At 72.2% G+C, this 22,852-nt stretch carries 21 protein-coding genes; 10 read left to right on the plus strand and 11 right to left on the minus strand.

The features are described from left to right. Positions 1-7 precede the first annotated feature (7 nt). Together BZZ08_RS11260 and BZZ08_RS11265 are read left to right on the plus strand one after the other, a co-directional pair. The gene (locus BZZ08_RS11260; RefSeq protein ID WP_241965439.1) at positions 8-586 is read left to right on the plus strand and encodes a PH domain-containing protein; all 579 of its coding nucleotides are present in this window, start codon (positions 8-10) and stop codon (positions 584-586) included. Positions 587-912: 326 nt separating this feature from the next. Continuing rightward, positions 913-2,247 carry a PH domain-containing protein gene (locus tag BZZ08_RS11265; protein ID WP_104632088.1) on the plus strand — a complete coding sequence of 445 codons (1,335 nt, stop codon included), beginning with the start codon at positions 913-915 and terminating at the stop codon, positions 2,245-2,247. A gap of 36 nt (positions 2,248-2,283) precedes the next feature. Here the strand turns inward: BZZ08_RS11265 and BZZ08_RS11270 are convergent, their stop codons facing one another. Together BZZ08_RS11270 and BZZ08_RS11275 are read right to left on the minus strand one after the other, a co-directional pair. Continuing rightward, on the minus strand, positions 2,284-3,429 hold the full coding sequence (locus BZZ08_RS11270; RefSeq protein WP_104632037.1) for a hypothetical protein: 1,146 nt from the start codon (positions 3,427-3,429) through the stop codon (positions 2,284-2,286). Positions 3,430-3,679: 250 nt separating this feature from the next. Next, the gene (locus BZZ08_RS11275; RefSeq protein ID WP_104632038.1) at positions 3,680-4,813 is read right to left on the minus strand and encodes an alpha/beta hydrolase; all 1,134 of its coding nucleotides are present in this window, start codon (positions 4,811-4,813) and stop codon (positions 3,680-3,682) included. Between the two features lie 200 nt (positions 4,814-5,013). On the opposite strand from BZZ08_RS11275, the gene BZZ08_RS11280 reads away from it, so the two are divergent. The 6 genes from BZZ08_RS11280 to BZZ08_RS11310 all read left to right on the plus strand — a co-directional run bounded on the left by BZZ08_RS11280 (position 5,014) and on the right by BZZ08_RS11310 (position 10,245). Continuing rightward, positions 5,014-6,810 carry a phosphatidylglycerol lysyltransferase domain-containing protein gene (locus BZZ08_RS11280; RefSeq protein ID WP_104632039.1) on the plus strand — a complete coding sequence of 599 codons (1,797 nt, stop codon included), beginning with the start codon at positions 5,014-5,016 and terminating at the stop codon, positions 6,808-6,810. Between the two features lie 322 nt (positions 6,811-7,132). Beyond that, positions 7,133-7,996, plus strand: a complete 864-nt coding sequence (gene folP, locus BZZ08_RS11290) for a dihydropteroate synthase (protein WP_104632040.1) — start codon at positions 7,133-7,135, stop codon at positions 7,994-7,996. Next, positions 7,993-8,496 carry a nuclear transport factor 2 family protein gene (locus BZZ08_RS11295; RefSeq protein WP_104632041.1) on the plus strand — a complete coding sequence of 168 codons (504 nt, stop codon included), beginning with the start codon at positions 7,993-7,995 and terminating at the stop codon, positions 8,494-8,496. Before folP ends, BZZ08_RS11295 begins: the two co-directional genes overlap by 4 nt. Before the next feature lie 228 nt (positions 8,497-8,724). Continuing rightward, the gene (folB, locus tag BZZ08_RS11300; protein WP_052836365.1) at positions 8,725-9,084 is read left to right on the plus strand and encodes a dihydroneopterin aldolase; all 360 of its coding nucleotides are present in this window, start codon (positions 8,725-8,727) and stop codon (positions 9,082-9,084) included. After that, a complete protein-coding gene (folK, locus tag BZZ08_RS11305; protein ID WP_104632042.1) occupies positions 9,081-9,692 on the plus strand; it encodes a 2-amino-4-hydroxy-6-hydroxymethyldihydropteridine diphosphokinase in 612 nt (203 codons plus the stop codon). Before folB ends, folK begins: the two co-directional genes overlap by 4 nt. A 70-nt stretch (positions 9,693-9,762) precedes the next feature. Then, complete coding sequence (locus tag BZZ08_RS11310; protein ID WP_104632043.1) at positions 9,763-10,245, plus strand: DUF3180 domain-containing protein; 483 nt, start codon at positions 9,763-9,765, stop codon at positions 10,243-10,245. A 71-nt stretch (positions 10,246-10,316) separates the two neighbouring features. Here the strand turns inward: BZZ08_RS11310 and folE are convergent, their stop codons facing one another. From folE to dacB, 6 genes are all read right to left on the minus strand, one after another. Continuing rightward, a complete protein-coding gene (gene folE, locus BZZ08_RS11315) occupies positions 10,317-10,922 on the minus strand; it encodes a GTP cyclohydrolase I FolE (RefSeq protein ID WP_076974934.1) in 606 nt (201 codons plus the stop codon). Positions 10,923-11,059: 137 nt separating this feature from the next. Further along, positions 11,060-13,099, minus strand: a complete 2,040-nt coding sequence (gene ftsH, locus BZZ08_RS11320; RefSeq protein WP_104632044.1) for an ATP-dependent zinc metalloprotease FtsH — start codon at positions 13,097-13,099, stop codon at positions 11,060-11,062. A 195-nt stretch (positions 13,100-13,294) separates the two neighbouring features. Then, positions 13,295-13,855, minus strand: coding sequence for a hypoxanthine phosphoribosyltransferase (hpt, locus tag BZZ08_RS11325; protein ID WP_007452004.1), 561 nt, complete (start codon positions 13,853-13,855; stop codon positions 13,295-13,297). A gap of 78 nt (positions 13,856-13,933) precedes the next feature. Then, positions 13,934-14,992, minus strand: coding sequence for a tRNA lysidine(34) synthetase TilS (gene tilS, locus BZZ08_RS11330; RefSeq protein ID WP_104632045.1), 1,059 nt, complete (start codon positions 14,990-14,992; stop codon positions 13,934-13,936). A 191-nt stretch (positions 14,993-15,183) separates the two neighbouring features. Beyond that, positions 15,184-16,311: a zinc-dependent metalloprotease gene (locus BZZ08_RS11335; protein WP_104632046.1), complete on the minus strand. Its 1,128-nt coding sequence runs from the start codon at positions 16,309-16,311 to the stop codon at positions 15,184-15,186. A 169-nt stretch (positions 16,312-16,480) separates the two neighbouring features. Further along, complete coding sequence (dacB, locus tag BZZ08_RS11340; protein WP_446750251.1) at positions 16,481-18,079, minus strand: D-alanyl-D-alanine carboxypeptidase/D-alanyl-D-alanine endopeptidase; 1,599 nt, start codon at positions 18,077-18,079, stop codon at positions 16,481-16,483. Between the two features lie 79 nt (positions 18,080-18,158). Here dacB and BZZ08_RS11345 point away from each other — a divergent pair, with 79 nt between their 5' ends. Both BZZ08_RS11345 and BZZ08_RS11350 read left to right on the plus strand, forming a co-directional pair. Then, on the plus strand, positions 18,159-18,650 hold the full coding sequence (locus BZZ08_RS11345) for an inorganic diphosphatase (protein WP_007452023.1): 492 nt from the start codon (positions 18,159-18,161) through the stop codon (positions 18,648-18,650). A gap of 113 nt (positions 18,651-18,763) precedes the next feature. Next, positions 18,764-20,470 carry a threonine/serine ThrE exporter family protein gene (locus BZZ08_RS11350; RefSeq protein WP_104632047.1) on the plus strand — a complete coding sequence of 569 codons (1,707 nt, stop codon included), beginning with the start codon at positions 18,764-18,766 and terminating at the stop codon, positions 20,468-20,470. A gap of 103 nt (positions 20,471-20,573) precedes the next feature. Here BZZ08_RS11350 and BZZ08_RS11355 read toward each other — a convergent pair whose 3' ends face one another. The 3 genes from BZZ08_RS11355 to BZZ08_RS11365 all read right to left on the minus strand — a co-directional run bounded on the left by BZZ08_RS11355 (position 20,574) and on the right by BZZ08_RS11365 (position 22,831). Further along, the gene (locus tag BZZ08_RS11355) at positions 20,574-21,473 is read right to left on the minus strand and encodes a DedA family protein (RefSeq protein WP_104632048.1); all 900 of its coding nucleotides are present in this window, start codon (positions 21,471-21,473) and stop codon (positions 20,574-20,576) included. Between the two features lie 185 nt (positions 21,474-21,658). After that, positions 21,659-22,504, minus strand: coding sequence for a hypothetical protein (locus BZZ08_RS11360; protein ID WP_104632049.1), 846 nt, complete (start codon positions 22,502-22,504; stop codon positions 21,659-21,661). Positions 22,505-22,648: 144 nt separating this feature from the next. Beyond that, the gene (locus tag BZZ08_RS11365; protein WP_104632050.1) at positions 22,649-22,831 is read right to left on the minus strand and encodes a linaridin family RiPP; all 183 of its coding nucleotides are present in this window, start codon (positions 22,829-22,831) and stop codon (positions 22,649-22,651) included. Between the last annotated feature and the right edge of the window lie 21 nt (positions 22,832-22,852).

Genomic DNA, 22,852 nt, shown 5'->3' on the forward strand with positions numbered 1-22,852 from the left:
TGGCCCCATGGAGACGGGGAGCCCGGACGACACGGGCACGGCGGGGGCGACGCGGGCGGCGGGCGCGGCGGAGCAGGCGGGTCCGGCGGAACAGCCGGGTACGGCGGCGGTTCCGGCGCGGGAGGAGCCGGTGTGGACCGGCCTGCCGCCGGGGCTGCTGCACATGCGGCGACTGCTGCTGGTGGTGTGGCTCGGCCTGCTGACGCTCGCCGCGGGTGTGCTGCCCGCCCTGTTCCTGGCCCCCTACTGGGCCGCCCTGGCGCTGCTGCCGCTGGCCCTGCTGGCCTGGGGGTGGGTGATGCTGGGGCGCAACTGGCGCTCCTGGCGGTACGCCGAGCGCGCCGACGACCTGCTGATCGACCGGGGCGTGCTGTGGCGGGAGGAGACCGTCGTCCCGTACGGACGCATGCAGTTGGTCGAGGTGACCTCCGGGCCGGTCGAGCGGCACTTCGGCCTGGCCAGCGTGCAGCTGCACACGGCCGCCGCCGCGACCGACGCGACCATCCCCGGCCTCGACCCGGCCGAGGCGGAACGCCTCCGCGACCGCCTCACCGAGCTGGGCGAGGCCCGATCGGCGGGACTGTGACCGGGCCCGGGGCCGGGCCAGGGGCCGGGGAGGACACGGCCGAGGACGGCACGACGGAGCGCGCGGGCGGGCCGGCGGACGGCGCCGGGAAGCCCGGAGCGGCGGACCCGGTGGGCGCCGCCGGAAGCGAGGACGGCACGCCGAGCCGGCCCCCGCACGACCTGCCCCGGTCCCCGGACCACACACCGGGCCCGACCGCCCGTACGACAGACCCCGCCCCCGGGCCCGCCCCGGTCTCCGCCGGCGACACCCCCGGCGGGACCGCGGCCAGGGGAGACGGCGCGGGCGGACGCCAGGACAGCACCCCCGTCACCGGACCCACCCCGGTGGAAGCCGGCACCGGCGCCGACGCGCTCCCGCCCGTCGACGAGGTCGTCGAGCGGCGCCTGCACCCCGTCACGCCCCTGCGGCGGGCGTGGGCGCCGGTCGCCGTGCTCGTCGGATGGGCCGTGCACGACCCCGACCAGGCACAGCGCCAGCTGACCCGGCTGACCACGACCCACCTGCTGATCGGCCTCGCCGTACTGATCCCGGCCGCCGCCCTGTACGGCTTCCTCACCTGGTGGTTCACCCACTACGCGGTGACCGACACCGAGCTGCGGATCCGCACCGGACTGCTGTTCCGGCGCACCGCGCACATCCGCCTCGAACGCATCCAGGCGATCGACGTCACCCAGCCCCTGCTGGCCCGGGTCGCGGGGGTCGCCAAGCTCAAGCTCGACGTCATAGGCACCGGCAAGAAGGACGAACTGGCCTTCCTGGGCGCCGACGACGCGCGTGCGCTGCGGGCCGAGCTGCTCGCGCGCGCGGCGGGCTTCGCGCCCGAGACCGCGCACGAGGTCGGCGAGGCCCCCGCGCGGCAGCTGCTCCGGGTGCCGCCGGGCGTCCTCGCCGTCTCCCTCCTGCTGACCGGCGCGACCTGGGGCACGCTGCTCGCCGCCGTCGTCGTACCGACACTGCTGTGGCTGGCCACCCACAACCTGTGGACGGTGCTGGCGACCGCCCTGCCGCTGGTGGGCGCCGCGGGCGCGAGCAGCGCGGGCCGGTTCGTCGGGGAGTACGACTGGACGGTGGCCGAGTCCCCGGACGGGCTCCGCATCGACCACGGACTGCTGGACCGCGCCCACGAGACGGTGCCGCCGGGCCGGGTGCAGACCGTGCGCCTCGTCGAGCCGCTGCTGTGGCGGCGCCGCCGCTGGGTACGGGTGGAGCTGGACGTGGCCGGGTCGTCGAACTCGGTGCTGCTGCCGGTCGCCCCGCGCGAGATCGCCGAGTCGGTCGTCGCGCGCGTGCTGCCCGGGGTCGTCGTGCCGACGGGGCCGGAGCTGTCGCGCCCGCCACGGCGGGCGGCGCGGTGCAGACCGCTGTGGTGGCGCGGCCACGGGCTCGCCGTCACCGACGCGGTCTTCGCCGCCCGGTACGGCCTGCTGCGCCGCAGCCTGGCCCTGGTGCCGCACGCCAAGGTGCAGAGCGTCCGCCTGACGCAGGGGCCCTGGCGGCGCGCCCTGCGGCTGGCCGACGTCCACGTGGACACGGGGGCGAACAAGACCGTGACGGCCCGCCTGCGCGACGCGGACGAGGCCGCGGAGCTGCTGCGGAGCCAGGCGGAACGGTCCAGGACCGGCCGCCGGGACGCCCTGCCGGACCGCTGGATGGCCTGAGACCCGCCCGAGTCCGGCCCGCGGCGCCCGGGGCGGTCAGGAGACCGCGCTGCGCAGCCCCTGCACGTCGATCTGCTCGGTCTCGTCGTGGGCGGTCAGGTCGATCACCTGGCCCACGCCCCGGGACTCCTCACCGGGCTGCTTGAAGGCGACCTCGGCCTCGGCCTTGTGCAGGGCGAGCGCCTCTTGGCCGACTACGTCGGCGAGGTCCTCGTTCTGGACGGTCTCCAGAGCGGCGCCGGACGCGGCCGCCGCGTCCCCCGCGCCCTCGGAAGGCTTGGTGCCGAAGAAGTCGAAACCGCCCTCGACCGCCGGACGCCGCGCCGGAGCCGGCGGTACGACGGCCACCGCGGTCGGCACCGTGAAGTGCCCCTCCGTCCGCCGGGTGGGCTGCGTGGACTGGGTGGGCTGCGCGGGCCCCTCGTCGGTGGCGGGCGTCGGGGAGTCGGCGCCGGTGCGCTCGTGGCCGTCGGCCGCCTCGGTCTGCCCCTGTGCCTCGTCCTCCTGCCCCGCCTCGGCCGCCGCGCCCTCGCCACCGCCGTCACCGCCGCCGTCGCCGTCGGAGTCGTCGGAGTCGTCGGACGCTTCGGCCCGGTCGCCACCGTCCGGGTCGGGCGCGTCACCGTCGAGGCGGGCCAGTGCCGCGTTCGCGCGCAGGAACAGCCGGGAGCCCTCGGGCGAGAAGACCGCGGGCGCGGAGACCTCTTCGCCGCCGCCCTCCTCGTCCGTCACCTCCTCCGCGGACACGTCCTGTGCCGACGCCACCTTCTCCGGCGTCTCCCGCTCCGGCGTCTCCTGCGCCGGGGCGGGCCGGGCCGCCGGCAACGCGGGTGTCTGCGGCGCGGCCTCTATCTCCAGCAGCCGGCGGCCCTCCAGCGCGCTGGCGCGCTCGGTCTCCGCCGTGGCGTAGCGCCGCAGCAGCGAGGCGTGCTCGTTGCGCAGCCCCGCCAGCTCGGTGCGCTTGGCCCGCAGCCGGTGCTCCAGCTTCTGCCGCAGCTCGCGCGACTCCTCCAGGTCGGACTCCAGTTCGGCGACCCGTTCCTCGAAGCGCCACTCGTCGCTCGCCCGCGCGCGGGTGAGGTCGGCGACCTGCCGGCCCGCCTGCGCGTCCCAGTGCCGCATGACGACCGCGCCGACCACGGCCGTCACCGCGGCGGCCGCGGCCAGCACGCGAAGGATCATGGTCTCGCTGAACAACCAGGGGCCGAGGGCGCAGACGACCGAAACGCCTGCGATCGCCGACGGGGGAAGCAGCCTGTGCAGAGGCGGGGAATGGCGGTGACGTCCACGTGGCATGGCCAGAAACTTACCGCGCGTAGGCGAATCTTGGCGCCCCGCCCCGTAAAAACACGGCTGTCTCCGACGTGTTCACAGGGAACTGGGAATCCACATCCCCGGCGACGGGCGAATTACTCCAGGATTTCAAGATCATTTATGACTCCGGCCCGCCGCCCAGCCGCTCATCCAACCACCGCAGTGTCGCGGGAATCTCCCGCCGCCAGGTATTGAAGTTGTGCCCGCCGCTTTCCAGGATGATCGACGAGATCCGCGTCGGGCTCTTGCCCTTCACCAGTTCGATGAACTTCAGCGTGTCCTTGTAGTTCGTCTCGCCGGTGCGGCTGCTGGTGACGAGCAGTGAAGTGTCGGGAGCGGGGGCGTTCTTGAGGTACCACCACAGGTCGGCCCGCTTCTCGCGCTCCTCGTCCCCCTGGAAGAGGTCGCCCGTGGTGGGGTCGTTCGGCGCTTCGTAGTACGGGGACAGCCCGGCCCCGGCGGCGTACACCTCCGGGTGGTGCGCGGCGAGTTTCAGGGCGCAGTAGCCGCCGGTCGAGTTGCCGACGACGCCCCAGCCGCGCGGCCCCTTGGTCACCCGGTAGTGGGCGCTCACCGCCTCGGGAAGGTCCTTGGCGAAGAACGTCTCCGTCTGCGGTCCGCCCGGTACGTCCACGCACTCCGTGTCGCGCGGCGGCGCCACCGTGGGCCGCAGCATCACCAGGATCATCGGCCGCATCCGCCCGGCCTTCGCCAGTTCCAGCGCCGTACGCGGGTAATGGAGTTTGTCCACCAACGCCTCGGCGGTCCCCGGATAACCGGTCAGGACGACGGCCGCGGGAAAGGTACGGGCACGGTGCCGCGCCTGGAAGTACTCCGGCGGCAGATAGACGTACGCGGGCGACGCGATCCGCGACGTACGCCCGACGACCCGTATCTCCTCCACCCGTCCCGAGACCTCCGGCCGCGCCCCGCCCGCGGGCGTCACCCGGCGCTCGCCGACGACCCGCAACGGCCCGTCACCCGCACCGCCGGAGTGGTCCACGACCACGCCCTGGCCGCCCTCCCGCCCGAACAGGTCGGCCCAGCTGCCGTAGAACCCGAAGGACTGATTGGCGACCAGCCCCACCGCCGCGAAGACCGCCACCTGGGTGGCGAACAGCAGACCGACCCTCCCCAGAACGGCCCGCACGCTCCGCCGGGCCAGCCGTGGCCACAGCCACACCGTCCCGGCGAACAGCAGCACGCCGGCCACCACCGCCAGCGCCAGCACCTTGTTGCTCGTGAGACCCATGCCTTGCTACCTGCCCGCGCTTTCCGTGCGCCCGTTCGTCCGTTCGTCCGTTCGTCCGGGCTTTGTGATCAGGGGAGTGAACCTCTCCCTCCGAGACACCGTCCTAGAGGGCGCAATGTCGCCGGATGCCCGAAACGGGCCCGGATCCACGCTCTCTCGCAGAACAAACAGGTGCGATGTCTGTCAGGACAGATGAGGAAATGTCGGGCGGGGTTCCGACGAGGCCCACCCGCGTACACCGTGCACTGCGCGGCCCCCGCCCGGAGCGCGTCCCCCTCCTCGTCGGCCGCGCCTGCGCGCTCGTCGGCCTGCTGGACATCGCGGCCGGCGCCTTCCCCCGCTTCCGCCACAGCCGTATGCACGCCCTCGCCGAAGTCCTCCCCGGCTCCTTCGGCCCCTTCGCCGCCGCCCTCTCCCTCAGCGCCGGCGTCCTGCTCCTCCTGCTCGCGCACGGCCTCAAGCGCCGCAAGCGCCGGGCCTGGCGGGCGGCCGTGGCCCTGCTGCCGCTCGGCGCGGTCGCGCAGTTCACGTACCGCCACTCCCTCCTCGGCGTACTGATCTCCCTGGCCCTGCTGGCCCCCCTCCTGCGCCACCGCGACGAGTTCGCCGCCCTCCCCGACCCACGCAGCCGCTGGCGGGCCCTGGCCAACTTCGTCCTCATGAGCGCGGGTTCCGTCCTGCTCGGCCTGCTCGTCGTCAACGCCCACCCGCACCGCATGATCGGCGACCCGAGCCTGGCCGACCGCCTCACCCATGTCCTGTACGGCCTCTTCGGCGTCGAGGGCCCGGTCGACTACCAGGGCAACACCTCCTGGACGGTCGCCTTCTCGCTCGGCGCCCTCGGCCTCCTGACCGCCATCACCACCATCTACCTGGCCTTCCGCCCCGAACACCCCGCGGCCCGCCTCACCGAGGACGACGAGACCCAGCTGCGCGCCCTGCTCGCCCGGCACGGGGGCCGCGACTCCCTCGGCCACTTCGCGCTGCGCCGCGACAAGGCCGTCGTCTTCTCCCCCAGCGGCAAGGCCGCCGTCACCTACCGCGTGGTCTCCGGCGTCATGCTGGCCAGCGGCGACCCGATCGGCGACGTCGAGGCCTGGCCGGGCGCCATCGAACGCTTCATGGACGAGGCCCGCGCCCACTCCTGGACCCCGGCCGTCATGGGCTGCTCCGAGACCGGCGGCGAGGTCTGGACCCGCGAGACGGGCCTCGACGCCCTCGAACTGGGCGACGAGGCGGTGGTGGACGTAGCGGATTTCTCCCTCGCCGGCCGCGCGATGCGCAACGTGCGCCAGATGGTCAAGCGCATCGAGCGCGCCGGTTACGAGACCCGGGTACGGCGCGTGGCTGACCTGTCCGACGCCGAACTGGACCGCGTCCGCCGCGCCGCCGACGCGTGGCGCGGCACGGACACCGAGCGCGGCTTCTCCATGGCCCTGGGCCGCGTCGGCGATCCGTCCGACGGGGACTGCCTGATAGCGACGGCCCACAAGCAGGACGCCGAACCCGGCGAATACGGCGACCTCAAGGCGGTCCTGCACTTCGTGCCGTGGGGCGGGGACGGAGTGTCCCTCGACCTCATGCGCCGCGACCGCGCGGCCGACCCCGGCATGAACGAACTCCTGATCGTGGCCGCGCTCCAGGCCGCCCCGAAGCTGGGCATCGCGCGGGTGTCGCTGAACTTCGCCATGTTCCGCGCGGCGCTCGCACGCGGCGAGAAGATCGGCGCGGGCCCGGTCCTCCGGGCATGGCGGGGCCTGCTGGTCTTCCTCTCCCGCTGGTTCCAGATCGAGTCCCTGTACAAGTTCAACGCGAAGTTCCGGCCCCGGTGGGAGCCGCGCTTCGTCGTCTACCGCCGCTCCGCCGACCTCCCCCGCATCGGCTTCGCCGCGATGCAGGCGGAGGGCTTCGTCACACTGTCGCTGCCGCGCTTCCTGCGACACCGGACACCGTCCCGCCGCCCCTGCGCCCACCAGGCACCGGCACGAACGGCGTGACGTAGCCCTCCGCCGGCGTTCCTTTGGCACCCGGCACTGGGGATGGACGGACAGCCGCGCACGGCGGGACGGGCCCCGCAGGGTTGCCGAGCCGCAGCCGCGTACGGCGGGAAGGGGTCGTGTCGGGGGGTGTCCGCCCGCAGCGGTTGGCGCGTCAACGCCCCGAGCCCCTGTAAGCACCCGATTCCGCGCCGTTCCGAGGACGGACACCCCCCGGCGCGGCCCCGACCCACCCACCGGACCCCAGGCGCTACGCGCACCCCACCCATCCCGCACAGGCGCCACAGGCACCCCACCCCAGCCCACCACCTACGCTGAACACATGAGCAAGCAGACCGGCCGCCGACGCCACCTCGCGGGACTGACCGCATGGGACCGCTGCGCGGTCATGGGGGTCGTCAACGTAACCCCCGACTCCTTCTCCGACGGCGGCCGCTTCTTCGACACCACGGCCGCCATCAAACACGGCCTCGACCTGGTCGCCGAGGGCGCCGACCTGGTGGACGTCGGCGGCGAGTCCACCCGTCCCGGCGCGACCCGCGTCGACGAGGACGAGGAGCTCAGGCGCGTCGTCCCGGTCGTGCGCGGCCTCGCCTCCGAGGGTGTCACGGTCTCCGTCGACACCATGCGCGCCTCCGTCGCCGAACAGGCCCTCACCGCCGGCGCCGCCCTGGTCAACGACGTCAGCGGCGGCCTCGCCGACCCCCGCATGATCCCGGTCGTCGCCGACGCGAACGCCCCCTTCGTCGTCATGCACTGGCGCGGCCTCCTGGCGGGCGGCAACGTCAGGGGCACCTACACCGACGTCGTCACCGAGGTCGTCGACGAGCTGCACGCACGCGTGGAGGCCGTCCTCGACGGCGGCATCGCCCCCGACCGCGTCGTCATCGACCCCGGCCTCGGCTTCTCCAAGGACGCCGAGCACGACCTCGTCCTGCTCGCCCACCTGGACCGCCTCCTCGCCCTCGGCCACCCCCTCCTCGTCGCCGCCTCCCGCAAGCGCTTCCTCGGCCGGGTCCTCGCCGGCCCGGAGGCCGCCCCGCCCCCCGCGCGCGAGCGCGACGCCGCCACCGCCGCGGTCTCCGCGCTCGCCGCGCACGCCGGCGCGTGGGCGGTGCGCGTCCACGAGGTCCGCGCCACCGCCGACGCCGTCCGCGTCGCCCGCGCCGTCGAAGGCGCCCGGTGAACGCGCCGCACCTCGACGTCGAACAGGTCGAGGCCGCCAACACCGCCTTCTACGAGGCACTTGAGGAGGGTGACTTCGAGAAGGTCTCCGATTTCTGGCTCACCCCCTCCGACCTGGGCATCGACGAGTCCTACCACGACCCCGCCGACGCCGGCGTGGTCTCCTGCGTGCACCCGGGCTGGCCGGTGCTCACCGGCCGCGGCGAGGTCCTGCGCTCCTACGCCCTGATCATGGCGAACACGGACTACATCCAGTTCTTCCTCACCGACGTGCACGTCTCCGTCACCGGCGACACCGCCCTGGTCACCTGCACCGAGAACATCCTCAGCGGCGGCCCCGCCCCCGACGGCGACGAGGAGCTCGGCCCGCTCGTCGGCCAGCTCGTGGTCGCCACCAACACGTTCCGGCGCACTCCCGCCGGCTGGAAGCTCTGGTCGCACCACGCCTCCCCCGTACTCGCGGAAACCGAGGACGAGGACGGCGAGGACACACCACCGTGACCGACCGAGAAGTGGTTGGAATCACGGCCCGGCGGGTAGGGGCGGCTACCAACCCGTGATCCACCGGGACCGCCAGGGAAAACGCCCGCCGAAAACCAGCCGGCGCCCCACCCGCCCCACACCCCGTGGCCCGGCGCTGTCGGTGCACGCGGGTAGATTCGACTGGGGCCGCCGTACCACCCGCACGTGGTGCGACCGGCCGAACCGACGACTGCAGGAGTGATTCGCGTGGATCGTGTCGCGCTGCGCGGCCTGAAGGCCCGTGGGCACCACGGTGTGTTCCCCAAGGAACGCGAGGACGGCCAGACCTTCCTCGTGGACATCGTCCTTGGCCTGGACACCCGCCCGGCCGCGGCCGACGACGACCTGGCGAAGACCGTGCACTACGGCATCGTGGCCGAGGAGGTCGTGGCCGTCGTCGAGGGCGAGCCGGTCAACCTCGTCGAGACCCTCGCCGAACGCATCGCCCAGGTCTGTCTGAAGCACGAAGGGGTCCAGGAGGTCGAGGTCTGCGTCCACAAGCCGGACGCGCCGATCACCGTCCCCTTCGACGACGTGACCGTCACCATCATCCGGAGCCGTGTATGAGCGCCCCCTTCGCCAAGGGTCCGAGCGACCCGACCGTACAGCCCGTGCCCGCCTCCGTCATCGAGCAGGTCGACGCCGCGGACACCACCCTGTCCAACCCCAAGCGCGCGGTGATCGCCCTCGGCGCCAACCTCGGCAACCGGCTGGAGACCCTCCAGGGCGCCATCGACGCCCTGGAGGACACCCCGGGCGTGCGCGTCAAAGGGGTCTCCGCGGTCTACGAGACGGAGCCGTGGGGCGTCGCCCCGGACAGCCAGCCCTCGTACTTCAACGCGGTCGTGGTCGTGAAGACGACGCTGCCCCCGTCCTCGCTCCTGGAGCGGGCGCACGCGGTCGAGGAGGCCTTCCACCGGGTCCGCGACGAACGCTGGGGCCCGCGCACCCTGGACGTCGACATCGTCGCCTACGCCGAGGTCGTCTCCGACGACCCGCGGCTCACCCTCCCCCACCCGCGCGCGCACGAACGGGCCTTCGTGCTGGCCCCCTGGCTCGACGTGGACCCCGAGGCCGCCCTGCCCGGGCGGGGCAGGGTCGCCGACCTCCTGGCGGCCGTCTCCCGCGAGGGCGTCGCGCCCCGCGCCGACCTGGAACTCCGGCTGCCCGAGTAGTCGTTAAGGTCGACGAGGACGACGAGGTCAGGACGACCGCGCAGGGGAACCGAAGGGACACCGGAACACCGTGAAAGAGTTGCGCATCAGGGTGCTGGCCGTCGAGTTCGTCGCCGCCGGAGTGCTGTCCTGGGCCGGCGCCCGCCTGTGGAACTCGGTGGGGACCCTCCCGAGCGTCCCCCTGGCCGCCCCCGTCGTCCTCGCCCTGATCGCGGTGTTCCTGCTGGCCGCGGCGCTCTCGATCCGGGCCCGCCTCAAGGCCCAGCGGGAGCGCGTCCCGGGCGCCAAGGGCGTCGACCCGATGATGGCGGCCCGCGCCGTGGTCTTCGGCCAGGCCAGCGCCCTGGTGGCCGCTCTCGTGGCCGGCATCTACGGCGGCACGGGCGTCTTCCTGCTGTCGTACCTCGACATCCCCGCCCGCCGCGACCAGGCCATCTATGCGGGCGCCTCGGTCGTCGCGGGCATCGCCGTGATAGCGGCCGCCCTCTTCATGGAGCGAGTCTGCAGACTCCCGGAGGACGACGACCACCCGGGCGCGGCATCAGCGGTGTAAACACACCGCACTCCACCCCAGCCACCCCACAGCACTCAGCGCACTCAGCGCACTCAGCGCACTCAGCGCACTCAGCGAGCCATGATCAGACTCATCGCCTCATTGCGCGTAGCAACATCCCGCAGCTGACCCCGCACGGCCGAGGTGAGGGTCTTCGCGCCGGGCTTGCGGATGCCCCGCATGGACATGCACATGTGCTCGCACTCGACCACGACGATCACCCCGCGCGGCTCGAGGATCTCCATCAGCGAGTCCGCGATCTGCGTGGTGAGACGTTCCTGCACCTGCGGGCGGCGCGCGTAGACGTCCACGAGACGGGCGAGCTTGGACAGGCCGGTGATCTTCCCGCTGGTGGACGGGATGTAGCCGACGTGCGCCACACCGCGGAACGGCACCAGGTGATGCTCACATGTCGAGAAGACCTCGATGTCCTTCACGAGCACCATCTCGTCGTGCCCGAGGTCGAACGTCGTCGTCAGCACGTCCTCCGGCTGCTGCCACAGTCCGGCGAATATCTCCTTGTACGCCCGCGCCACGCGTCCCGGAGTCTCCTTCAGGCCCTCGCGGTCCGGGTCCTCGCCGACCGCGATCAGCAGTTCGCGTACGGCGTTCTCGGCCCGCTTCTCGTCGAACTCGCCGATCTCGCCCTCGCCGTCCAACGTCACGGGGTCGGTCATCTGCTGCCTCGTTCCTGATCCGTCCTGCGGTCGGCATACGAAAACGCCGCACCCCCCAAGGCTAGAACCTGGGGGGCGCGGCATACATTCCGGGCCTGGTGGGGCCGCCCTGGCGGGCGCCCCGGGGCGGACCGGGGTCAGCTCTCCGGACGGTCCTCCGGTGCTCGCTCCGGTGCCGGAGCGGGCTCCGCCGTGGTGCTCTTGGCGGTGGAGATCGCCGCCGTCGCGCCGTTCGCCCCGTTCGTCAGTGCGAGCTCCTTCGGGGAGAGCACCGGCGGACGCGTCGAGGGCGTGCGGCGGGAGGACCCGGTCCAGGCGGGCCGGGCCGGACGCTTGACGATCTGGGAGAAGACCTCGGCGATCTCCTCCTTGCCCAGCGTCTCCTTCTCCAGCAGCGCGAGGACGAGGTTGTCGAGGACGTCGCGGTTCTCGACCAGGATCTCCCAGGCCTCGTTGTGCGCCGTCTCGATGAGCTTCTTGACCTCTTCGTCGACCAGCGCGGCGACCTCTTCCGAGTAGTCGCGCTGGTGCCCCATCTCACGCCCCAGGAACGGCTCGGAGTTGTCACTGCCGAACTTGATCGCGCCGAGGCGATCGGTCATTCCGTACTGCGTGACCATCGCGCGGGCCAGGCCGGTGGCCTTCTCGATGTCGTTGGCCGCGCCGGTCGTCGGGTCGTGGAAGACGAGCTCCTCGGCCGCGCGGCCGCCCAGCATGTAGGCGAGCTGGTCGAGCATCTCGTTGCGCGTGGTCGAGTACTTGTCCTCGTCCGGGAGCACCATCGTGTAGCCGAGGGCCCGGCCTCTGGACAGGATCGTGATCTTGTGGACCGGGTCGGAGTTCGGAGAGGCCGCCGCGACCAGGGCGTGACCGCCCTCGTGGTACGCGGTGATCTTCTTCTCCTTGTCCGACATGATCCGGGTCCGCTTCTGCGGGCCCGCGACCACGCGGTCGATCGCCTCGTCCAGCATGTGGTTGTCGATCAGCTTCTGGTCGCCGCGGGCCGTCAGCAGGGCGGCCTCGTTCAGCACGTTGGCCAGATCGGCACCGGTCATGCCGGGCGTACGGCGGGCGACGGCCGACAGGTCGACGTCAGGGGCGACCGGCTTGCCCTTCTGGTGGACCTTGAGGATCTCCAGACGGCCCTGCATGTCCGGGCGGTCGACGGCGATCTGCCGGTCGAAGCGGCCGGGACGCAGCAACGCCGGGTCGAGGATGTCGGGCCGGTTGGTCGCGGCGATGAGGATCACGCCGCCCTTGACGTCGAAGCCGTCCATCTCGACGAGCAGCTGGTTCAGGGTCTGCTCGCGCTCGTCGTGACCGCCGCCGAGGCCGGCGCCGCGATGGCGGCCGACCGCGTCGATCTCGTCGACGAAGACGATGGCCGGGGCGTTCGCCTTGGCCTGCTCGAACAGGTCGCGCACTCGGGAGGCACCGACACCGACGAACATCTCGACGAAGTCGGAACCGGAGATCGAGTAGAACGGCACGCCCGCCTCGCCCGCGACGGCACGCGCGAGCAGGGTCTTGCCGGTGCCGGGCGGGCCGTACAGCAGCACGCCCTTGGGGATCTTGGCACCCACGGCCTGGAACTTCGCCGGCTCCTGGAGGAACTCCTTGATCTCGTGGAGTTCCTCGACGGCCTCGTCCGACCCGGCGACGTCGGAGAACGTCGTCTTGGGGGTGTCCTTGGTGATGAGCTTGGCCTTGGACTTGCCGAAGTTCATGACCCGGGAGCCGCCGCCCTGCATCTGATTCATCAGGAACAGGGCGATGACGATGATGAGGACGAAGGGAAGCAGGGTGATCAGCAGCCCGACGAACGGGTTCTGCTTCGACGGCGACACGGTGTAGCCGTCGGTGATCTGCTTGTCCTGGTACTTGTTCTGAAGTGTGTTGGCGAGGGTCACGCCCTGGTCGCCGATGTAGCTCGCCTGGATCTTCGAGCTGCCCTCGACCTTCTGGCCGTCCTTGAGCTGGACCTTGATGGTCTGCTCGTCACCGGTGGTCAGCTTGGCCGACTCGACCCTGTTGTCGTTGATCGCCTGGACGACCTGGCCTGTGTCCACCGTCTTGTAGCCGCCGGACGAGCCGACGACCTGCATCAACACGACCACGGCAAGGACGGCCAGCACGATCCACATGACCGGCCCACGGAAGTATCGCTTCACGTCCATCCACACGGAGCGGTGCCGCCCCGTCCCTCCTGCCATAGTGAGTTTGATAAGACAGTTCTTCTGACGGTACCCCAGCGTGGCGGCCCTCAGCCGCACGGGCGGGCCGACGTCCCGTCTGCATGCTCCAACGGCGCGAGGGCCCGAGGGGTTCCCGGTGGCCCGCCGAAACGCCGTGAAGTCCGTTACAGGGCCGCGTCAGCCGCCGTAGACATGGGGCGCGAGCGTACCGACGAACGGGAGGTTGCGGTACTTCTCGGCGTAGTCGAGGCCGTAGCCGACGACGAACTCGTTGGGGATGTCGAAGCCGACCCACTCCACGTCGATGGCGACCTTGGCGGCGTCGGGCTTGCGCAGCAGCGTGCACACCTTGAGGGAGGCGGGCTCGCGCGAGCCGAGGTTGGAGATCAGCCAGGACAGGGTCAGTCCGGAGTCGATGATGTCCTCGACGATCAGGACGTGGCGGCCCTTGATGTCGGTGTCGAGGTCCTTGAGGATCCGCACCACACCGGAGGACTGGGTGCCCGCGCCGTACGAGGACACCGCCATCCAGTCCATCGTGACGGGGGTGGACAGCGTGCGCGCCAGGTCGGCCATGACCATCACGGCGCCCTTGAGGACGCCGACGATGAGCAGGTCCTTGCCCGCGTACTCCGCGTCGATCTTCGCGGCCAGCTCGGCCAGCTTCGCGTCGATCTCTTCCTTGGTGATGAGTACCTTCTCGAGGTCGGCACCCATGTCGTTCGCGTCCACCCGCATCACTTTCGGTCGTCCGTCCCACCGGCCGCTCCGGAGCACCCCGGCGATCCGTGCGCGGATCGGTGGAAGGGTCCGGATTCAGCCTTGCCGAATCACCAGTCTGCCACCCTGCCGCCGGGCGACGACTTTGCCGGGGAGGTTGATGGCCCCCTGACCGCGCCAGCCGGTGATCAGCCGGTCGACTTCCTCGAGGTGGCGGGCGAACAGGGCACCGCCGGGAGCACCGGCCTCCAGGGCGGCGCGGCGCAGGATCCGGCGGCGTACGGCGGGCGGCAGGGCGTACAGCTTGGCGCATTCCAGTCCGCCGGTGGCGTCGCGGACGCCGGCCTCGGCCTGGCGGGCCCAGGTGTCGAGGGCGTCGGCGTCGTCCCGGGAGAGCTGGGCCGTGCGGGCGAGGGCCTCGACGACGCCCTTGCCGAGGGCCTTCTCCAGGGCGGGCAGGCCCTCGTGGCGCAGCCGGGAGCGGGTGTAGGCGGGGTCGGCGTTGTGGGGGTCGTCCCAGACGGGGAGGGACTGGGCCATGCACGCCTTGCGGGCGGTCTGGCGGTCGACCTGGAGGAAGGGGCGCCGGTAACGGCCGTCGGCCCCCGAGACCGCGGCCATGCCCGACAGGGAGCGGATGCCGGAGCCGCGGGCGAGGCCCAGCAGGACGGTCTCGGCCTGGTCGTCGCGGGTGTGGCCGAGCAGGACGGCGGCGGCACCGTGGCGTGCGGCGGCGGCGTCCAGCGCGGCGTAGCGGGCGTCGCGGGCGGCGGCTTCCGGGCCGCCCGCGCGGCCGACGGTCACGGCGGTGGCCTCCACGGGGTCGAGGCCCAGTTCGCGCAGGCGCAGGACGACCTCTTCGGCGCGCAGGTCGGAGCCGCTCTGCAGGCCGTGGTCGACGGTGACGCCGCCGGCGCGGACGCCGAGCCGGGGGGCCTCGAAGGCGAGGGCGGAGGCGAGCGCCATGGAGTCGGCACCGCCGGAGCACGCCACGAGCACGAGCGGTGCCGCCGGAAGTCCGGGCTCGCGCTCGGGCGTTCGCTCGACGGCCGTCGCGGCGGGGACGCCGGCCGGAGTGTTCAGTTCGGTGAGGATGTCGTGGAGGACGCGGCGGACCGCCAGGCGTATCGCCGCGACCGCAGGATGGGGACCCATGTCCGGTGCCCTTCATGAAGTTGTCGGGGGTGAGCCCGAGGTTCAGTCACGCAGAGTGTGTAGATGGTGACAGAAACGGGCCGTTCCCCGAGCATCGCACGCCTGTCGAAGGCTCACGGTCCCTCGGACGGGTGATTGAAGGGTCGTTCGCCTGCCTCGGCCGGAATCGTTTCACGCCCCGCCCGCGCGGCTCACGCCTCCGGCTTGCGGTGCACCCGCGCGATCCAGTCCGCCGGTTTGGCGATCTCCGACTTGGTGGGGAGGGTGTTGGGCGAGGTCCAGACCCGGTTGAAGCCGTCCATGCCGCACTCCTCGACGACGGCCCGTACGAACCGTTCGCCGTCCCGGTACTGGCGGAGCTTGGCGTCCAGGCCGAGCAGCTTGCGCAGCGCCATGTCGAGGCGGGAGGCGCCCTTGGCGCGACGCTGCTGGAACTTCTCCCGGATCTCGCCGACGCTCGGCACGACCGCCGGTCCGACGCCGTCCATCACGAAGTCGGCGTGCCCCTCCAGGAGGGACATCACGGCGGTGAGGCGGCCGAGGACCTCCCGCTGGGCCGGGGTCTGCACCAGTTCGACGAGCGAGCGGCCGCCGTCGTCCTCCTCCGCGTCGGGACGGCCCCCGGCGAGGGACTGGGCGGCCTCGCGGACGCGTTCGAGCACGGTCATGGGGTCCACGTCGGTCTCGGCCAGGAACGACTGGATTTCGCCCTCGAGATGGTCGCGCAGCCAGGGCACGGCGGTGAACTGGGTGCGGTGCGTCTCCTCGTGCAGGGTCACCCACAGGCGGAAGTCGTGCGGCTCCACGTCGAGTTCGCGCTCCACGTGCACGATGTTCGGCGCGACCAGGAGCAGCCGCCCGCCGCCGTTCGCGCCGGCCGGCAGTTCGCGGGTGGCGGGGGCGAACGTCTCGTACTGGCCGAGCACGCGGGAGGACAGGAACGACAGCAGCATGCCCAGCTCCACGCCGGTGACCTTGCCGCCGACGGCGCCGAGGACCGCGTTGCCCGCGCCGCCGCCGCGCCGCTCCTGCATCTTCTCCAGCAGGGGTTTGAGGATCTCCCGGAACCCGGCGACGTTGGCCCGGACCCAGCCGGGCCGGTCGACCACCAGGACGGGGGTGTCGTGGGTCTCCTCGGTGCCCATCCGGGTGAAGCCGCGGACGTGCTCCTCCGAGGACTTGGCATGGCGGCGGAGCTCGGCGACGACGGCCCTGGCCTCGTCGCGGCTCACCTCGGGGCCCGGCCGTACGAGCCGGGTCGCGGTCGCCACCGCGAGGTTCCAGTCGACCATGCCGGAATTTGCGCCGATGCTCGTCATGCGTCAACGGTACGGGAGCGCTGCCGCTGGGGGGCAGTCGTGCGGCGGGGTGGGTCCGGGGGCTGGTGCGCGGCCCGGCGTTGTGCGGTGCCTCCCTTGCCGCCCACCCGTGCCGCCCGGGGGTACCTCCCAGGCCGTTCAGGCACTGGGGAGGCACGATCGCCCGCGGCTACGGTGACGCCAACGCCGTCGCCGCTCGGTCCAGGGCCGACTGGGCCGCCCAGGCGTCCGTCGTGCCGTTGGCCAGGAAGGCGAAGCCCAGGAGGCGGCCGTCGGGGGTGGTCACCGTGCCGGCGAGGGTGTTCACGCCCGTGAGGGTGCCGGTCTTGGCGCGGACGAGGCCCGCTGCTCCGTCCGTGTAACGGCCGGCCAGCGTGCCAGTGAAGTGCGCGACGGGCAGGCCGGTGAGCACGGGGCGCAGCTGGGGGCGGGCCGGGTCGGCCGCCTCGGCCAGCAGGGCGGTGAGCAGGTCGGCGCTGACCAGGTCGGTGCGGTCCAGGCCGCTTCCGTCGTGGAACCGCGCGCCGCGCACCGGCAGGCCGAGCTGCTCGAGGCGGGCGGTGACGGCGGCGCCCGCCCCGGCGAAGTCGGCGCGCTTGCCGGTCGCCACGGCGGTGTGGCGGGCCAGGGCCTCGGCGAGGTCGTTGTCGCTGTTGGTCAGCATCCGCTCGACCAGGGCCGACAGCGGGGGCGAGGAGACCGTGGCGAGGGTGTCGGCGCGGGCCGTGGCCTTGGAGGGGCCGGGGGCCGACGCGGTGACGCCGTGCTGTTTGAGGAGGCCGGCGAAGGTGCGGGCGGCGTCGGCGGCCGGGTCGGGCACGCGCGGGGCGGGGCCGCTGGTGGAGTCGTCGGTGCGGCCCTCGTCGGTCATCAGGGCGGTGACGCGGGCGAGGTTCTCGTTGACCCCGATCGGGTGCGTCTGCGTACCGGCGTAGAGCGTCGTGTCGTAGGACAGCGTCACCTTGCGCAGGTCCCGCTTCTTCAGGGCGGCTGCGGTCTTCTCGGCGAGGGTGCGCAGGTCGGCGAGGCCGCGGGGGTCCTCGCGCGCGGTGAGGGTGGGGTCGCCGCCGCCGACCAGGACGAGTTCGCCGGTGTCGCCCTCCAGGGCGGTGCGGGTGGTGAGGCGGTGGTCGGGGCCCAGGGCGGTGAGGGCGGCGACGGCGGTGGCGATCTTGGTGGTGGAGGCGGGGGTGAGGGGGACGTCGACGCCGTGGCCGTACAGGCGCTTTCCGGTGGTGAGGTCGACGACGGCCGCCGCGCGGTGCTCGCCGAGCGTGGGGTCGTCCTTCAGCAGGGGGTCGAGGAGGTCCGCGAGGGCCGCCCGGTCGCCGGGTGCCGCCTTGACGCCGCCCGGGGTGGCGGCGCCGCCGAGGCCGGTCAGTACGGCCCCGGCGCTGGGCGCGGGACGGGGTGAACCGGACGACGTACCGGAGGCCCCGGGTCCGCGGTCGTGATCTGTGCCACCCGTGTGCCCCAGGGCGACGGCCCGGTCCTGCTCGGCCGTACGCTGACCCGTGGAGTCCCAGGGGCCGGCGGCGGTCACCACTCCGGCGGCCAGTGCCAGCCCGGCGGTGGCGGCACCGGCGGTGTACTGCCAGGTCTTCGGCCTCGTGATCCGGGCGAGCTGCGGCGCCGTGGCCCGTGCGAACCGTGCGACCCGCGGTTCGGCGGCCCGGACGAAGCGGGCCAGACGGGGGCGTACGGTATCCACGGCCCGCACCACGTGCGGTCTCGCGGTCCGCCAAGGCCTCAGCTCTGGCACTGTCACCAGCCCCTTTCGCGATCACACACCTGCGTGAGGGACACTTAACCACCAGAACTATGTGCTGATCATGGAGGAGCGTCCGGTGGAGTTCGACGTCACGATCGAGATCCCGAAGGGTTCGCGGAACAAGTACGAGGTGGACCACGAGACCGGTCGTATCCGCCTGGACCGCCGCCTGTTCACCTCGACCGCCTACCCGACCGACTACGGCTTCGTCGAGAACACCCTCGGCGAGGACGGCGACCCGCTGGACGCGCTGGTCATCCTGGACGAGCCGACCTTCCCGGGCTGCCTCATCCGCTGCCGCGCGATCGGCATGTTCCGGATGACGGACGAGGCCGGCGGCGACGACAAGCTGCTGTGCGTGCCGTCGACCGACCCGCGCGTGGAGCACCTGCGTGACATCCACCACGTCTCGGAGTTCGACCGCCTGGAGATCCAGCACTTCTTCGAGGTCTACAAGGACCTGGAGCCCGGCAAGTCCGTCGAGGGCGCCGACTGGGTGGGCCGCACCGACGCCGAGGCCGAGATCGAGCGGTCGTACAAGCGCTTCAAGGACCAGGGCGGCCACTGACCGGGCACCCTTCTCGCAACGGGCCGCACGCACACGCGTGCGGCCTGTTCGCGTTTGAGTGGCCATACTGAGGTCATGAGGAGGGTGAGTTCGTACCAGGGAGCGTTGCGCAGGTGACGGAGGAGGACCACAAGCCGCAGTCGGACGAGGCCCGCAGTGCCTTCCGGCAGCCGGGCGGTGTCGCGGCGTCGATCGACGGCGAGTCGTCGACGACGTCCGAGTTCGAGATCCCGCAGGGACTCGCCGCCCCCCGGCACACCGCCACCGAGTCCGAGACGACCTCGGAGTTCTCGCTCCCCGACGGCCTGGAGGCGCCGGCCGCCGCGCCCGCCGACGCCGAGGGCTCGGCGTTCACCATGCCGAGCACCCACAGCGCGTGGTCCGCCCCCACCGCCTTCACCCCGGCGAGCGGATTCCCGGCGGTGAACCTGACGGACGTGCCCTGGCAGGACCGGATGCGCGCCATGCTGCGGATGCCGGTGGCCGAGCGGCCCGCGCCCGAGCCCTCGCAGAAGCACGACGACGAGTCCGGCCCCGCCGTGCCGCGCGTGCTGGACCTGACGCTGCGTATCGGGGAGCTGCTGCTGGCGGGCGGTGAGGGCGCCGAGGACGTGGAGGCGGCCATGTTCGCCGTCTGCCGGTCCTACGGCCTGGACCGCTGCGAGCCGAACGTCACCTTCACCCTGCTGTCGATCTCCCACCAGCCGTCCCTGGTCGAGGACCCGGTGACGGCGTCGCGCACGGTACGCCGCCGGGGCACCGACTACACCCGGCTCGCGGCCGTCTTCCAGCTGGTGGACGACCTCAGCGACCCCGAGACGCACATCTCGCTGGAGGAGGCCTACCGGCGCCTCGCGGAGATCCGCCGCAACCGGCACCCGTACCCCACCTGGGTGCTGACCACGGCGAGCGGTGCGCTCGCCGGCGGTGCCTCGCTGCTGGTCGGCGGTGACGTGATCGTGTTCTTCGCGGCGATGTTCGGCGCGATGCTCGGCGACCGGCTGGCGTGGCTGTGCGCGGGGCGCGGGCTGCCCGAGTTCTACCAGTTCGCGGTGGCCGCGATGCCGCCGGCCGCGATCGGCATCGCGCTGACGCTGACCCACGTCGACGTGAAGGCCTCCGCGGTGATCACCGGTGGGCTGTTCGCGCTGCTGCCGGGGCGGGCGCTGGTCGCGGGCGTGCAGGACGGTCTGACCGGTTTCTACATCACCGCGGCGGCGCGCCTGCTGGAGGTCATGTACTTCTTCGTCAGCATCGTCGCCGGGGTGCTGGTGGTGCTGTACTTCGGCGTCCAGCTGGGCGCCAAGCTCAACCCGGACGCGGCCCTGGGCACGGGTGACGACCCGTTCGTGCAGATCTTCGCCTCGATGCTGCTGTCGCTGGCCTTCGCGATCCTGCTCCAGCAGGAACGGTCCACCGTGCTGGCGGTCACCCTGAACGGCGGCGTGGCCTGGTGCGTGTACGGCGCCATGCACTACGCGGGCGACATCTCACCGGTGGCCTCCACGGCCGCCGCGGCGGGGCTCGTGGGCCTGTTCGGGCAGCTGATGTCCCGGTACCGGTTCGCGTCGGCGCTGCCGTACACGACCGCGGCGATCGGGCCGCTGCTGCCCGGTTCGGCGACGTACTTCGGTCTGCTGGCGATCGCGCAGAGCGAGGTCGACGCGGGGCTGCTGTCGCTGTCCAAGGCGGTGGCGCTGGCGATGGCCATCGCGATCGGGGTGAACCTGGGCGGGGAGATCTCGCGGCTGTTCCTGAAGGTGCCCGGCGCCGCGAGTGCGGCGGGACGCCGGGCAGCCAAGCGGACGCGGGGGTTCTAGCGCCGGCCGCCTCCGAGCTGGGGGTGTGCGGGTCGTTGGCGGGTGCCGGCTCGTCGTGGCTCGTCGTGGCTTGTCGCGCCGTTCCCCGCGCCCCTCAGGCGTCTCAGTACCCCTGGTGGTAAGGGTCCTGGCCGCCCTGCTGGCCGCCATAGGGCTGCTGGCCGCCGTAGGGCTGCTGGCCGTAGCCCTGCGGGTACTGCTGGGCGTACGGCTGCTGCGGGGGCTGCTGGTACTGCTGGGGCTGCTGCGGTTGCTGGGGCTGCTGCGGCTGGTCGTACGGGTCCACCCTGCGGAGCTGGGTCGTGGCGTCGTCCATCACCGGGTACGGGGGCTGGGGCCGGTGCTGCTGGGCCGCCGGAGGGGTCGGACCGGCCGCGGCGGCGCGCTGCCTCTTCTTGCGTTCGCGCAGGTACTCGATGGCGATCGGGACGACCGAGACCAGGACGATCAGGACGAGGATGGCCTCGACGTTGGTCCGGATGAGCTCGATCTGGCCCAGCCAGTAGCCCGCGAGGGTGACGCCGGTGCCCCAGGCCACGCCGCCGATCACGTTGTACGTGAGGAAGGTGCGGTACTGCATGCGGCCGGCGCCCGCCACGATGGGCGCGAAGGTGCGCACGATGGGCACGAAGCGGGCCAGGACGATCGCCTTGGGGCCGAACTTGTCCATGAACTCGTGCGCCTTCTCCAGGTTCTCCTGTTTGAAGAGCTTGGAGTTGGGACGGCTGAACAGCCTCGGGCCGAAGAACTTGCCGATCATGTAGCCGACCTGGTCGCCGAGGACGGCGGCGGCCACGATCAGGGCGCACACCAGCCACAGCGGCTGGCTGATGAACTCGCCCTGGGCGACGAACAGGCCCGCGGTGAAGAGCAGCGAGTCGCCGGGCAGGAACGCGAAGAGTCCTGACTCGGCGAAGACGATGAGCAGGATGCCGGGCAGACTGAACGTCTCGATCAGGTAGTCCGGACTGATCCACTCGGGACCGAGCGCAAGGGTGGTCACGGGATTGTGGCTCCTGCTGCTGGGGGGAGGCGGGCTGGAACTGGCTGCCCAAACGTATCAACGCAGCCGCTGTGCCCCGGGTTCCACCGGACACCCCGGGGCCTGCGCCGCCCCGGCCCCGGAAACCCGGGAACCGTGGCCCTGGAACAATACGGCGGCTCGCCGCCTCCCGCTGCTCTTCGCCGTCACCCCTCGACGGTTTTGGGGGCCGGTCCGGTCAGCTCTCCGCGCTTCTCCTGCTGGGCGAAGACGTAGAGGAGCGCGGGGTGGGTGGCGCCGAAGGCCAGTACGAAGCGGTTGAGGCCCATGAACTGTCCGATGCCGAGGTGGAAGAGCGTCATCGAGCCGAGGAACGCCTTGGACACGGGCTTGGGCAGTACGAAGACCAGTGGGAAGGACACCTCCGCGGCGATGGTGCCCCAGGTCACCAGCTTCCCCGCCACCGGGTACCGGTGGATGAGCCGGTAGACGCGCGGGTCGCCGTAGTTGTGCGTGCGGATGACTCCGTTGAACGCCTCACCGCTGAGCCACACCGGGGAGACCAGCTTGACCACACCGGAGGCGACGTAGGAGATGGTCGTCTCCAGGGCCAGCGCGCGCATGGCCACGTCGCGCGCCTTCTCACCGTCCTTGAAGGTGCCGGTCGAGGCGAGCACGACGTTGATCACCTGCTGGAGCTGGTCGGCTCCGTCCCCGCCGAAGGGGGAGCGCAGCCGGCCGGCCGCGCCCGTCACGGCGAGCACGGCGCTGCCCACCGTGCGGACCCCGCGTTTGTGGCCCCAGACCAGGGTGGCCGCGGAAGCACCGGCCTGTATCCCGTACAGGGCCACCGCCGCCTTCTTCGACTCGAGGGCCCGCGTCAGCCGGGGAAAGCGCTTGGCGAACCTGGGGCGCGTGTTGCCCACCTGGCCGCTCAGCATTTCGCCGTCTTCGAACTTGCGTGACTGGCTCAGCATTTCCAGTGCGGAGACCAGCGTGCCCAGCGAAGCCACTCGGCGTGCCGTGACCTCGGGTGGAGCGCTGAGGAACATGGATGGGTGCTCCCGGGTGATGTGATGCGAGTACGGTGGAAACGAAAGCGGCGGCACGGTATGCGTATCGGGCGTACCGTGCCGCCGCGTCTTTCATCCGGCCCGGTCGGCGATGCCGGTCAGCACCGCCCGCGGGCCGGTGGTTCAGCCCGCGAGGTCGTTCGTGATCTCGTTCAGCGCGTAGGCGGTGGCGGAGGTCACGGCGACGCCCTCGGGGGTCGCGAGGGTGGCCAGCGGGGTCAGCATGGTCGGCGTCGCGTCGTTGCCCATGCGGCCCGGGGTCACGTCGGTCAGCTCGGTGTTGGCGAAGTCAGCCACGACAGACATGGTGTTCCTCTTTCTCTGAGA

The sequence above is a fragment of the Streptomyces sp. MH60 genome, assembly GCF_002939385.1.
Classification (GTDB): Bacteria; Actinomycetota; Actinomycetes; order Streptomycetales; family Streptomycetaceae; genus Streptomyces.